General features: G+C 29.5%; 12 protein-coding genes. 3 read left to right on the top strand and 9 right to left on the bottom strand.

Annotated features, from left to right (window positions below; all coding sequences use genetic code 11):
• Positions 1-38: 38 nt before the first annotated feature.
• Positions 39-1,280: a lactate/malate family dehydrogenase gene (locus BET03_RS12345; RefSeq protein ID WP_183108857.1), complete on the top strand. Its 1,242-nt coding sequence runs from the start codon at positions 39-41 to the stop codon at positions 1,278-1,280.
• Positions 1,277-2,326 (top strand): flavodoxin family protein, encoded by a 1,050-nt coding sequence (locus BET03_RS12340; RefSeq protein WP_120170604.1) that lies wholly within the window; start codon positions 1,277-1,279, stop codon positions 2,324-2,326. The genes BET03_RS12345 and BET03_RS12340 overlap by 4 nt, the downstream gene beginning before the upstream one ends.
• Positions 2,327-2,360: 34 nt before the next feature.
• Here BET03_RS12340 and BET03_RS12335 read toward each other — a convergent pair whose 3' ends face one another.
• The 3 genes from BET03_RS12335 to BET03_RS12325 all read right to left on the bottom strand — a co-directional run bounded on the left by BET03_RS12335 (position 2,361) and on the right by BET03_RS12325 (position 5,166).
• Complete coding sequence (locus tag BET03_RS12335) at positions 2,361-3,533, bottom strand: MalY/PatB family protein (protein WP_120170603.1); 1,173 nt, start codon at positions 3,531-3,533, stop codon at positions 2,361-2,363.
• Positions 3,534-3,560: 27 nt separating this feature from the next.
• A complete protein-coding gene (locus tag BET03_RS12330; protein WP_120170602.1) occupies positions 3,561-4,529 on the bottom strand; it encodes a 2-hydroxyacid dehydrogenase in 969 nt (322 codons plus the stop codon).
• Between the two features lie 67 nt (positions 4,530-4,596).
• A complete protein-coding gene (locus BET03_RS12325) occupies positions 4,597-5,166 on the bottom strand; it encodes a xanthine phosphoribosyltransferase (protein WP_120170601.1) in 570 nt (189 codons plus the stop codon).
• Positions 5,167-5,349: 183 nt separating this feature from the next.
• On the opposite strand from BET03_RS12325, the gene lplA reads away from it, so the two are divergent.
• Positions 5,350-6,333 (top strand): lipoate--protein ligase, encoded by a 984-nt coding sequence (gene lplA, locus BET03_RS12320; protein WP_120170600.1) that lies wholly within the window; start codon positions 5,350-5,352, stop codon positions 6,331-6,333.
• Positions 6,334-6,363: 30 nt separating this feature from the next.
• On the opposite strand, the gene yjbM is transcribed toward lplA, so the two are convergent.
• The 6 genes from yjbM to BET03_RS12290 form a co-directional block, all read right to left on the bottom strand.
• Complete coding sequence (gene yjbM / locus BET03_RS12315; RefSeq protein ID WP_120170599.1) at positions 6,364-7,170, bottom strand: GTP diphosphokinase; 807 nt, start codon at positions 7,168-7,170, stop codon at positions 6,364-6,366.
• A 36-nt stretch (positions 7,171-7,206) separates the two neighbouring features.
• The gene (locus tag BET03_RS12310) at positions 7,207-8,379 is read right to left on the bottom strand and encodes a trans-sulfuration enzyme family protein (RefSeq protein ID WP_243096938.1); all 1,173 of its coding nucleotides are present in this window, start codon (positions 8,377-8,379) and stop codon (positions 7,207-7,209) included.
• A gap of 241 nt (positions 8,380-8,620) precedes the next feature.
• Positions 8,621-9,409, bottom strand: coding sequence for a 3-deoxy-7-phosphoheptulonate synthase (gene aroF / locus BET03_RS12305; RefSeq protein WP_120170598.1), 789 nt, complete (start codon positions 9,407-9,409; stop codon positions 8,621-8,623).
• A complete protein-coding gene (locus BET03_RS12300; RefSeq protein WP_120170597.1) occupies positions 9,402-10,226 on the bottom strand; it encodes an aminotransferase class IV in 825 nt (274 codons plus the stop codon). Before BET03_RS12300 ends, aroF begins: the two co-directional genes overlap by 8 nt.
• A gap of 18 nt (positions 10,227-10,244) precedes the next feature.
• Positions 10,245-11,618 (bottom strand): aminodeoxychorismate synthase component I, encoded by a 1,374-nt coding sequence (pabB, locus tag BET03_RS12295; RefSeq protein WP_120170596.1) that lies wholly within the window; start codon positions 11,616-11,618, stop codon positions 10,245-10,247.
• Entirely contained in the window at positions 11,608-12,198 is a 591-nt protein-coding gene (locus BET03_RS12290) for an anthranilate synthase component II (protein ID WP_279230404.1), read from the bottom strand. Before BET03_RS12290 ends, pabB begins: the two co-directional genes overlap by 11 nt.
• Positions 12,199-12,340 lie beyond the last annotated feature (142 nt).

Raw genomic sequence — 12,340 nt, 5'->3', positions numbered from 1 at the left:
TTAACAAATATAACTACTGAAAAATGAGGTGAAATATGATGTTTTACTATAGACTAAAAGATAAAATACTTTTTTCCCGATTTAAGTATAGTAATTTAATAGAAATAGATGAGAAAGAAGCCAACAAATGTGATAGTATGATATATTTTTTAACTAAAATGGACCCTAAAAAATCTAGAAGAAGTTTTGCCATTTCAGACCCCTCATTACTTTTTATGAAAAGTGAAAGTGTAGAACTATTACAAAAAGAAAATACAAGTTATAATATTCCAAGCTGGATTGAAGAAAAAGTTAATTCACTGAAAGTAGTATCTATAAATACTTCTTATCCTAATTGGCAAGAATCTCTTAATCTTTCATATCCTAAAAAATGGAGAATTAATATTTTAGCATTAGGTGATGTAGGTGGAATGCTTCTTACAGGATTAAGACTTATTGGAGGTAATTATATTTCCAGTATTGGAATTTATGATAGAACTCCAAAAAAAGTAAAAAGATGGGAATATGAAATGAATCAAGTTTTATCTCCTTTTGATAATAAAAAATATCCTGAAGTATACGGTATTACAAAAGAAGAATTGTTTGACTGTGATATGTTCGTCTTTTGTGCTTCAAAAAGTGTTCCTCCTGTTGGTAATGAAACTAAGGATGTCAGAATGGTTCAGTTTAAAGATAACTCAAAAATTATTAAAGAATATGCAAAAATGGCTAGGAATAAAAATTTTAAAGGAATTTTCTCAGTGGTATCTGACCCAGTTGATTTGTTGTGTAAAGTTGTATTTTTGGAAAGTAATAGGAATAGTAATGATAAGCTAGACTTTCAAGGATTAGCTCCAGAACAAATAAGAGGATATGGTTTAGGAGTCATGCATGCAAGGGCTTGTTATTATGCAAAACAAGACAAATCAACTATACATTACTTAAAAGAAGGAAGAGCCTTTGGTCCCCATGGAAAAGGGTTAATAATTGCTGATAGTATAAAAAACTATAATAACCAGCTTTCAGAATATCTTACTAAAAAAGCTTTAAAGGCAAATCTTGAGGTTAGAAAAACAGGTTTTAAGCCCTATATTGCCCCTGCATTATCATCTGGTGCATTATCTATATTAGCCACAATAAGTGGTAAATGGCATTATAGTTCAACTTTTTTAGGTGGAGTATTTATGGGGACAAATAACAGACTAATTGAAACAGGTACTGAACTTGAAAGGCTTGATTTACCTAAGGAACTATTTAAGAAGATTAAAAATACTTATGAAAGGTTGGAAAAAATTGTATGAAAAATACATATTTAATTATGCCTGAAAATCCATCTTTATTGTTATATAAAATGGTTAAAGCTACCACTTCTAATACAAATACAATTTTGATAAAAAATGTCAATAATTTACCTGATTTAAGAAATAAAAAAATTGTTTTTGCAGTTCAACTAAATAACGCCGGTTTTAACATAGAACTTTCTAAAATATTTACAAAATTATGGAATAGAGGTAAAGATGCATTATCAGGCTCAACAGGTGTTGTTTTAACTCATAGTCATAATGAATTATTTACAAAAACATCAGCCCAAAATATAATATTTCACGCTAACCAACTTGGATGCCGTTTTCCCGGAAGACCTTTAGTTGAAGCAACAGGTTCTCTATGTAATCTTTTAACAATGCAAAAAGTAGTAAATAAACCTTTAGAAAATGTTTGTCTTAAAATGTGTGAAAGTTTGGGAAAAAGGTTGATTAAGGATAATCCCAAACTATTAAAAAATCCTAAAATTTTAGTACTACATTCAAGCAATCACAAAACATCAAATACATTAATGTTATGGGATATGGTAAAAAAGCACCTTAGGGGTTATCAGATATCTGAGATTCATATCGAAAATGGTACTGTCAGAGACTGTATCGGCTGCCCTTATACAATGTGTAAACATTATAGTAAACAGGAAAGGTGCTTTTATGGGGGAATCATGGTAGAAGAGGTCTATCCAGCAGTTTTAGAAGCTGATGCTATAATTTGGATATGTCCTAATTATAATGACGCTATTTCTGCAAATTTAACTGCAGTTATTAATAGATTAACAGCTTTGTTTAGAAAAACAAAATTTTATAATAAAACATTGTTTGGAATTATTGTTTCAGGGAATTCAGGAAGTGATGCTTTAGCCAAACAATTAATAAGTGCATTAAATATTAATAAGACCTTTAGACTACCACCCTATTTCTGCATTATGGCAACTGCAAATGATAAAGGCGCTATATTAAAAGTTCCAAATATTGAAGAAAAAGCTAAGGCTTTTGCTGAAAATATAAAAAAAGAAATAAAAGCATAAGTAATACTAAAATTAGTATTACTTATGCTTTTATTTATAACTGATTTATAGCCTTTTCTATTCTTTCTAATCCTTCCTTTATAATTTCACGTGGACACCCAATATTCATTCTTTGAAAACCTTCTCCTCCACTTCCAAACATAGCCCCATCACTTAGACCTACTTTTGCCTTGTCTACCATTAAATTTTTTAATTCTTTGTTACTAAGCTTTAATTCACGGTAGTCAAGCCAAAGTAGATAAGTTCCTTCAGGTCTAATTGCTTTTATTTTAGGAATTCTCTTATTAATAAAGTTTATGGAATATTCAATATTACCTTCTAAATATTTTAGTAAATTTTCAAGCCATTCTTCTCCATATCTATATCCTGCCTCCAGTGCCTCTATACCAAATATGTTACCCATTCCTATATGAATTCTTTCAAGGATATTTTTATATTTATCTTTTAACTTTTTGTTAGGTATAATAACAACTGAAGTATAAAGACCTGCCACATTAAATGTTTTACTAGGAGCAATACATGTAATTGTATTTTTAGCTAACTCTTCACTAATTGATGCAATTGGGGTATGTTTATATCCCGAATATACAATATCAGAATGTATTTCATCTGAAACAATTATTATATTATTTTTTAAGCATATTTCACCAAGTCTTTTAAGCTCTTCTCTACTCCATACCCTTCCAACTGGATTGTGTGGACTACATAAAATTAACATCTTAGTTTTTGAATCAATCTGTTTTTCTAACCTTTCAAAATCCATTACATAATTACCATTTTGTAACTTTAACTCATTATTTACAAGTACTCGATTATTATTTTTAACTGCTGAAAAAAAGGGAAAATATACTGGAGATTGAACAACAACCTTATCTCCTGGATTTGTCAATGCCATAATTAACATATTTAATGCCGGTACAACACCTGGACTAAAAGAGATCCACTCTTCCTTTATATCCCAATTATGCCTTTTTTTCATCCAATAAATAATCGATTCATAATAGGAAACTGGTCTTTTAGGATAACCATATATTCCATGTTCAGCCCTCTTTACTATTGCATCTACAATTGGCTGTGGACATCTAAAATCCATATCTGCAACCCACATGGGTAATACATCATCTTTTCCAAATACATCTTTTAACCCGTCCCATTTAGCAGAGTTAGTATTTTTTCTTTCTATAATTTGGTCAAAGTTATAGCTCAAAGTATCACCACCTAAAAATAAATATTTTTATACTCTATTTACCGGAGTTATTGCCTCCTTTCCACTCAATACTGCTATAATATTTTCTGCTGCTAACTTGGCCATCTTTTCCCTTGTCTCCTTAGAAGCACTCCCAATATGTGGGGTTAAAACAACATTGTCAAGTTCTAAAAGCTCTTCTTCTACCTCTGGTTCATTTTCAAAAACATCTAGCCCTGCTCCCCATATTTCTCCTTCTTTTAAAGCCTTTACTAATGCTTTTTCATCTACTACAGGACCCCTAGCCGTATTTATTAATATTGCATTTCTCTTCATTAATTTAAGTTCCCTTTCACCAATCATATATCTAGTTTCTTTAGTTAAAGGAACATGTATAGAAATAAAATCTGCTTCCTTTAATATAGTATCTTTGTCTACCCACTTAGCATTTAATTCCTTTTCAAACTCTTCATCTCTTTTTCTATTGTGATATAAAATTTTCATGTCAAATCCTAAACTTTTCTTAGCAAAGGCCTTACCAATTCTACCGGCTCCAATTACTCCTAAAGTTTTCCCATATATATCTTGGCCTAAAAGTAAGTTAGGAGAAAACACTTGCCATTTACCCTCTTTTATGTACTTATGTCCCTCTACTACCCTTCTTGCTACACTAAATAGTAATGCCCATGCAAGTTCAGCAGTAGTATCTGTTAGCACATCAGGAGTATTTGTTATCTGTATACCCCTCTTAGTTGCAGCATCAATATCTATATTATTAAATCCAACTGCGTAATTTGCAAATATTTTTGTCTTTTTTTGTGCCTTTTCTAAAACCTCATCATCTATTACATCAGTAAGCTGGGTTAATACAGCATCTTTGTCAACTACCTTTTCCATTATTTCTTCTTTAGTAAGAGGTCTATCTTCCGGATTAATTTCAACATGAAAATGTTTCTTTAATAACTCAATTCCTATATTGGGAATTTTTCTTGTTATGTAAACTTTTTTCTTTTCCATAAAAAAACCTCCTTAAATCTTTTTATTTTATAATTCTATATTTTTTTAATTATTCCTAGCTATAAAATTATTTAAATATTATTTTATTATTTCCCATTGATTCAATAATTGCTAATGAATTGACATTAATTCCTCTCTTACGTAAAATTTTACCTCCCTCTTGAAAACCCTTTTCTATAACAATGCCTGCGCCAACAATATTTGCCCTCGCTTGTTCAATAATATCTATTAAACCTAAAACTGCTTTTCCTCTAGCTAAAAAATCGTCAATTATAAGTATATTGTCTTCATTAGTTATATATCTTTTCGATATTTTAATTTTATACTTTTTTCCTTTTGTATATGAGTAAACTTCACTTTGATATGTTTCCTTATCTAGATTTTTAGATTCGATCTTTCTAGCAAATACAACTGGTACATCAAAATATTGAGCAGTAATTGCAGCAATAGCTATTCCCGATGTTTCTATTGTAAGTATTTTTGTAATATTACTATTGTCAAATCTCCTTCTAAATTCTTTACCAATCTCATTTAATAAGTCTATATCCAATTTATGATTTAAAAAGCTATCAACCTTTAATATATTACCTTCCTCTATTCTCCCCTCTCTTAATATCTTTTCCTTTAATAAATCCATATTAACCCTCCTAAAAAAGTAATAAATTAGTTTTATTTTAAACCACTGTATTCTAAAAAGCAAACATGTCATGTAATTTTATTTCAATAAAATTACATGACATAGTTGAATTGGTATAAAATGTTTATTATACTAAAAGGAGATTGTTATTTTTTTATCAATTTGAAAAAAGGGGGAATTCTTATGATATACATATACAATGATAGTACAAACCCATATTTCAATCTTGCAACAGAAGAATATATTTTAAAAGAATTTAAAGAAGACTGTTTTATGCTTTGGAGAAATAAGCCATGTATAGTTGTAGGAAAAAATCAAAATACCCTTTCAGAAATCAATCTTGATTATGTAAAAGAACATAATATTCCTGTTGTTAGAAGACTTTCTGGTGGTGGGGCTGTATTTCATGATTTAGGTAATTTAAACTTTACCTTTATCTTTAATGATAGTACTGGAAATAGTTTTAGTAACTTTAAGAAATTTACTCAGCCAATTATAGATGTATTGAAAAAACTTTCTGTAAATGCAGAGTTTAGTGGTAGAAATGACTTAACAATAGATGGTAAAAAGTTTTCAGGTAATGCACAATACCATTATAAAAATAGGATCCTTCATCATGGAACCTTACTTTTTTCTGCAAATATGACTGACCTTACTGCTGCTTTAAAAGTAAAGCCATCTAAATTTAAAGATAAAGGAGTAAAATCCATAAAAAGTCGTGTAACAAATATCACTAAACATCTAAAAGAACCATTAACTATTTTAGAATTTAAAGACTTAATTATGGAACACATTAAAAATACATATGGCGGAGAAAACCTTTATTCTTTTACAGAATCAGATATAGCTAAAATAAATAAGCTGGTAAAAGAGAAATACGAAACATGGGATTGGAATTTTGGTAGTTCACCAAAATATTCTTTTAAAAAGGAAATGAGGTATGGAGGAGGAACTGTAGAAATTAATTTAAATGTAGAAAAGGGATTAATAAAAGATGTTAAAATATTTGGTGACTTCTTTGGAAAATATGATATTTCTCATATAGAAAATGCCCTTAAAGGAGTTAAGCATTCTGAAGATGAAATATATAAAACACTTTCATTCTTTGATATAAACAATTATTTTTCCAATATTTCTCTTAAGGAATTAATTAAATGTCTATTTTAATAAGGTGGTGCTTAAGCACCACCTTATTACTTAAATTAAAGTCTTAATTTTATATTTTTTTATAAGTTCTTGTAGTTCTTCGTTAAACTTTTTTAAATTTTCAAAGTTACCCTCACGCTGAAGCTTAAGGAAATTCTCATGTATTTTTTGTATCCTATTAACCTTACCTGAAAAATACAAACTTTGTATATTTTCTAAAATATCCTCTATTAGAGTAGATTTTACTTGAAAGGCCTCCTGGGCTTCCATTATCTCATCCCTTATTTCTGACATCTCTTTATCTAATTTAAAGGCTGCTTCAGCGGCATTTTTCAAACGTTCCCTCACGTTTTGTGGTATATTCCCTTCAAATTTATAATTTAATGAATGCTCTATAGTTGCCCAAAAATTCATAGCTAAAGTACGTATTTGTATTTCTGCTAATATTTCCTTTTCTCCAAAGGCAGTTTGAACAGGATATTTTATTATTACATGATAACTTCTATAACCACTTTCTTTAATATTAGTAATATAATCCTTTTCACATATAATTTTTAAATCCTTACCATCTCTCCTCTTGATAAGTCTTACCACCTTATCAATATCCTCAACAAATTGGCACATAATTCTGATTCCTGCTATATCTTCAATTTCATCTTCTATTTTTTCTAAAGGTACACCTCTTTTCTTAGCCTTGTCAAGGATACTAGATACCTTTTTTACTCTCCCTGTAACAAACTCAATAGGTGAATATTTATCTAATTCCCTATATTCATTTTTTATACTTTCAAATTTAACAACAATTTCTTCTACTGCTTGTTTATAAGGTATTAAAATTTTTTTCCAATCTAAAATCAAAGCAGACCACCACTTTCTAAAGTCTTGCTAATACTATTAAAGTTTTTGTAAAGCTTTTTCAAATTGTTCAATAATGTCATCTATATTTTCAAGTCCAACAGAAATACGAAGTAATCCATCTGTTATACCTATTCTTTGCCTATCTTCTTTATTCATATTTCTATGAGATGTTTTTGCTGGATATGAAACAGTAGTATCATAGCTTGCAAGGCTAGGTACAAATTTCACCTCTTTTAAGGCTTGTATTAACTTATTTACTGTCTCATATCCCCCTTCTATCTCTATACTTAACATTCCTCCAAAAATTTCATTACTAAAAATTTTCTTTGCCATATTATGATAAGGGAAACTTTCTAAACCTGGATAATAAACCCTTTTTATTTTCTTATTATTTTCAAAATATCTTGCCAGCTTAATAGCATTTTCAGAATGTCTTTTAACTCTAAGTTCTAATGTTCTTAAACTTCTTATGAGTAACCAACCATCAAATGGACTTAAACTGGCTCCATATATTGTACCTATTTTCCCAATTTTATCTATTGTGTCACTGTCAGAAACTACGATTCCTCCCATTACATCACTATGGCCTGAAGTATATTTAGTAGCGCTATGAATTACTATATCAGCACCTAATTTTAAAGGTTGGCATATAATTGGAGTAGCAAAAGTATTATCAATTACAAGTTTAGCGTTATATTTATGTGAAATTTTAGCTATTCTCTCTATATCAGTTACTTCCATTAATGGGTTGGAAATAGTTTCTGTATATACTATTTTAGTATTTTCCTTAAAATGCTTTTCTATATCATCCTTTCTAAAATCTATAAAGGAAACTTCAATTCCAAATCTACTTAATTCTTCCTTAAAAAATTGGAGTGTTCCTCCATATAAAACACTATCAGCTATAATATGGTCCCCTTGTTTAACATGGGATAAAATAGTTGTAGTAATAGCTGCCATCCCTGTTGAATAAACTCTACAAGCTTCTCCCCCCTCTATACTTACCATAATTTCGCTTAAAGAATCATAAATAGGATTATTAATTCTAGAATATATGTACCCTTTTTCTTCACCATTATATATTTTATCAAGGGTTTCAATGTCATCAAAGGAAAAAACTGAGCTTAAATAAATTGGTAATACCTTAGGATTATTAATGTGGGACTTTTTTCCCATATGAGTAAGTTCAGTCATCAAATCTTTATTCACATATATTCCCCCCAAATTCTAATTAAATTTCCCGTTCTATTGTATTTTACCATAATTAAACTTAATTCTTAAATTTTAGTTTCCATAGCATATTCGACATTATTTTCAAGATATGCAAACAGGGACGGTTCTCTTTTTCACCATTTTTTACCAGATAACAAAATAATTCAATTATTCTTGCCTAACCCCATTTACAACAAAAAAAACGGTTACTTTTGGTAGTAACCGTTTTTTGCTTTTACTAAATTATTGATATAACCTCTTTATATAGTTCTTTGTATTCATCAATATTTAAAGATTGTTTCCCATCACTTAAAGCCTCTTTAGGGTTAGGATGTACCTCTACCATAAGACCATCTGCACCACAAGCAATCGCTGCCTTTGACATAGGCTTTATCAGTTCCCTAATTCCTGTACCATGGCTTGGGTCAACTATTACCGGTAATCCTGCTTCCTTTTTCATTATTGGTACAGCTGATAAATCTAAAGTATTCCTAGTATAAGTTTCAAAGGTTCTTATTCCTCTTTCACATAAGATAATATTTTCATTTCCATAATATGCAATATATTCTGCAGCCATTATCCATTCTTTTATACTTGCACTCATTCCCCTTTTTAATAGAATAGGTTTGTCTACTTTACCAACAGCTTTCAAAAGGGAATAATTGTACATATTTCTTGACCCTATTTGTATAATGTCAGCAAACTCAGATACTACACCTATATTCTTTTCATCCATTAGCTCAGTAACCACTGGTAAACCTGTCATTTCACCTGCTTCTTTTAAATATTTTAATCCTTCCACTCCTAACCCTTGAAATGAATATGGGCTTGTACGAGGTTTAAATGCACCGCCCCTTAATATGTTAACACCTATTTCCTTTAATGCCATTGCTGTATTAATTATTTGTTCCCTAGATTCTACTGAACAAGGTCCAGCTATAAAGACAGGAGGATTATCACCACCAATATTAAGTTTTCCAACCTTTACAACATTCTGTTTTCCATTTAAAACCTTAGTATTAAGCATTGGCATCTTCCTTTAATTTGTTTTTATATTCCCTTATCAATAATCTAGAAATCTCATTTTTGTCCATACTAAATTCTATATCTTCTACCCTAGATACTGGCATTATATCCATTAGAGAATTAGTTATAAATATTTCCTCGGCAGATAATATGTCTTCTTTTCTATATCTTCCTATTTCTATTTTTAAGTTAAGATTATTAGCAATATCTATAATTTTTTGCCTAGTAATTCCCGATAATAGGCCACATTCTATTAAAGGCGTATGTATAATACCTTCTTTAACAAAAAATATGTTTGAAATAGATCCTTCACAAAGTTCATCCATTACATTTAAGAATATAACCTCATTATATCCTCTTTTTAAAGCTTTATTTCTAGCTATAATATTTGTCATATAATTGTTAGACTTAATATAGGTTAATGGTGAATAGGGATTTCTTTTTATATCAGAAAAACATAGCCTAAAACCTTTCAAATAATCTTCTTTTTTATAACTTATTTTCCTTGTGGTTACTATAAAATAATAACTACCTTTATTAGCAGTATAAACAATCTTAATTGCTCCATAGTTAATATTATTAGCTTTAATTACCTCATTACATATTTTTTTTATTCTTTTAGAATCAATTTCTAGTTTTAAATCTAAAGATTTACATCCATTTATTAATCTAATTATGTGTTCATCTAGAAATATAGGTTTTCCATTATAAGCCTTTATAGTTTCAAATAATCCATAACCATACATAAATCCTTCACTTTCTGGGGATATTGAAGCTTCTTCTTTTTTAACCAACCTACCATTAATTGAAATATACAAAACAACCACCCCAATATCTTAACTATTTAGGGCTTCCATTAATGCCTTCCCTTTATGTAATGTCTCTTCATACTCAAGCTGTGCTTCTGAATCCCAAACAATTCCTCCACCAACCTGAAAATATGCCTTATTATCTTTACAAACTATTGTTCTAATTGCTATATTTAAATCCATATCTTCATTAAAGCCTATATACCCTATAGAGCCAGTATAGACATTCCTTTGAGTTGGTTCTAATTCATCAATTATCTCCATTGATCTTATCTTTGGAGCACCAGTAATTGATCCCCCTGGAAATGTTGCCATTATACAATCTATAGGATCACATTCATCCTTTAATTTTCCTGTTACCGTGGAAACCAGATGATAAACTGTAGAATATTCTTCTAATGTAAATAATTCCGGTACCTTTACTGTTCCAACTTCTGATACCTTACCTAAATCATTTCTTTCTAAATCTACTATCATTAATAATTCTGCTTTATCCTTTTCACTTGATAATAACTCTTCTCTATTTTTTCTATCTTCTTCTAGAGTTTTACCCCTTGGTCTAGTGCCTTTAATTGGTCTTGTTTCTATTATTCTATTTTTTAATTTAATAAATCTTTCAGGCGAGCTACTTACAATATGACCCTCTCCAAAATCCATAAAAGCTGCAAAAGGAGCTGGATTTATACTCCTAAGCTTGGCATAAAGCTCATAGGGTGTCTGTTCTATTTCACATTCAAATCTTTGGGTTAAATTTGCTTGATATATATCCCCTGCTTTAATATAATCCTTTATTTTATTTACTGCATTTATATATTCTTCTTTTCTAAAGTTTGATTTAAATTCTATATTTTTGCTTTTATTTTTTATATTTATTTTTACTCCTTTTTCTTCACCAGATTTTATTGTTCTTTCAATATCTTTAATAATCTTTTCTGGTAAATCCTTAATACCTAAAGAAGCTATATACACTCTGTTCTTATCTGTATGGTCTATAATGATTACACCATCGTATAATCCAAAAAAACTATCAGGAATTTTTACATCATCAACTGCAGTTCTTGGAAGCTTCTCTATATGGTGACATAAATCATATGCTAAATAGCCTACTGCCCCACCTATAAATGGGAATCTAGAATTATAATTCATTTTATATTTATTTAATACTTCTTTTAATTTATTGAATGGATTTCCATAAAAAGTTTCTTTCTTACCATCCTCTGTTATATGTATAACATCATTTTTACTTTTAAAGACTAGAAATGGGTCAAAGCCAATAAAAGAATATTTTCCAAGTTTACCGTGGTCCATACCACTATCTAGAAAAAAGCTATATTTATTTTCCTTAAAAAGTGTATATATTTGGAAACTGTCTAGACTTGTATCTATCTCCTTAATAAGCATTGTAACACCTACTTTTTTCCCTTTTAGATTCTTTTAGGAAATTTTCTAAAAGTTCCATACCCATTTCAGTTAATATAGCCTCTGGATGAAATTGAACTCCTTCAATTAATGATTCCTTATGTCTTATTCCCATAATCTCACCTTCATAGGTCTCTGCTGTTATTTCAAATGAATCAGGTAATGAATTCTTGTCTAATATTAATGAATGATATCTAGTAACTTTAAGGGGATTTTTTAGGCCTTTAAAAACTCCTTTGTTGGTATGTTTTATAGGGTGTACCTTTCCATGAACAGGTTCTAATGTCTTAACAACTTTAGTGCCAAAAACATGTCCTATTGTCTGATGGCCTAAACATATTCCTAAAATAGGTATCTTACCCTTAAACTTGTCCACAACATCTATACAAATACCTGCTTCATTTGGAGTACATGGACCTGGTGATAAAACTATCATATCTGGATTTAATTTTCTTATTTCATCTATTGTTATAGAATCATTTCTGTAGACTAAAACTTTCTCTTTCAAACATTGTAAATACTGGACTAAATTATAAGTAAAAGAGTCGTAGTTATCTATCATTAAGATCAAAAGTAACACCCCTCTTATGGATACCATATAGGCTAATTTACAGTTTAACTCTTTTTTCATTATACATCTAAAACCAATTTTTAGTCAATAAGTTTGTTATTTTTATAACAATATAATAAGCGTCCAAAATGGA

Source organism: Thermohalobacter berrensis (assembly GCF_003609645.1).
In the GTDB taxonomy this organism is placed as follows: Bacteria; Bacillota; Clostridia; order Tissierellales; family Thermohalobacteraceae; genus Thermohalobacter; species Thermohalobacter berrensis.
This window is presented reverse-complemented; position numbering and strand designations above follow the sequence as displayed.

Bases quoted from the DNA above. Each gene is read 5' to 3' on its own strand.
- BET03_RS12345 (WP_183108857.1), top strand. From the start codon at position 39: ATGTTTTACTATAGACTAAAAGATAAAATACTTTTTTCCCGATTTAAG.
- BET03_RS12340 (WP_120170604.1), top strand. From the start codon at position 1,277: ATGAAAAATACATATTTAATTATGCCTGAAAATCCATCTTTATTGTTA.
- BET03_RS12330 (WP_120170602.1), bottom strand. From the start codon at position 4,529: ATGGAAAAGAAAAAAGTTTACATAACAAGAAAAATTCCCAATATAGGA.
- BET03_RS12325 (WP_120170601.1), bottom strand. From the start codon at position 5,166: ATGGATTTATTAAAGGAAAAGATATTAAGAGAGGGGAGAATAGAGGAA.
- lplA (WP_120170600.1), top strand. From the start codon at position 5,350: ATGATATACATATACAATGATAGTACAAACCCATATTTCAATCTTGCA.
- aroF (WP_120170598.1), bottom strand. From the start codon at position 9,409: ATGCTTAATACTAAGGTTTTAAATGGAAAACAGAATGTTGTAAAGGTT.
- pabB (WP_120170596.1), bottom strand. From the start codon at position 11,618: ATGCTTATTAAGGAGATAGATACAAGTCTAGACAGTTTCCAAATATAT.
- BET03_RS12290 (WP_279230404.1), bottom strand. From the start codon at position 12,198: ATGATAGATAACTACGACTCTTTTACTTATAATTTAGTCCAGTATTTA.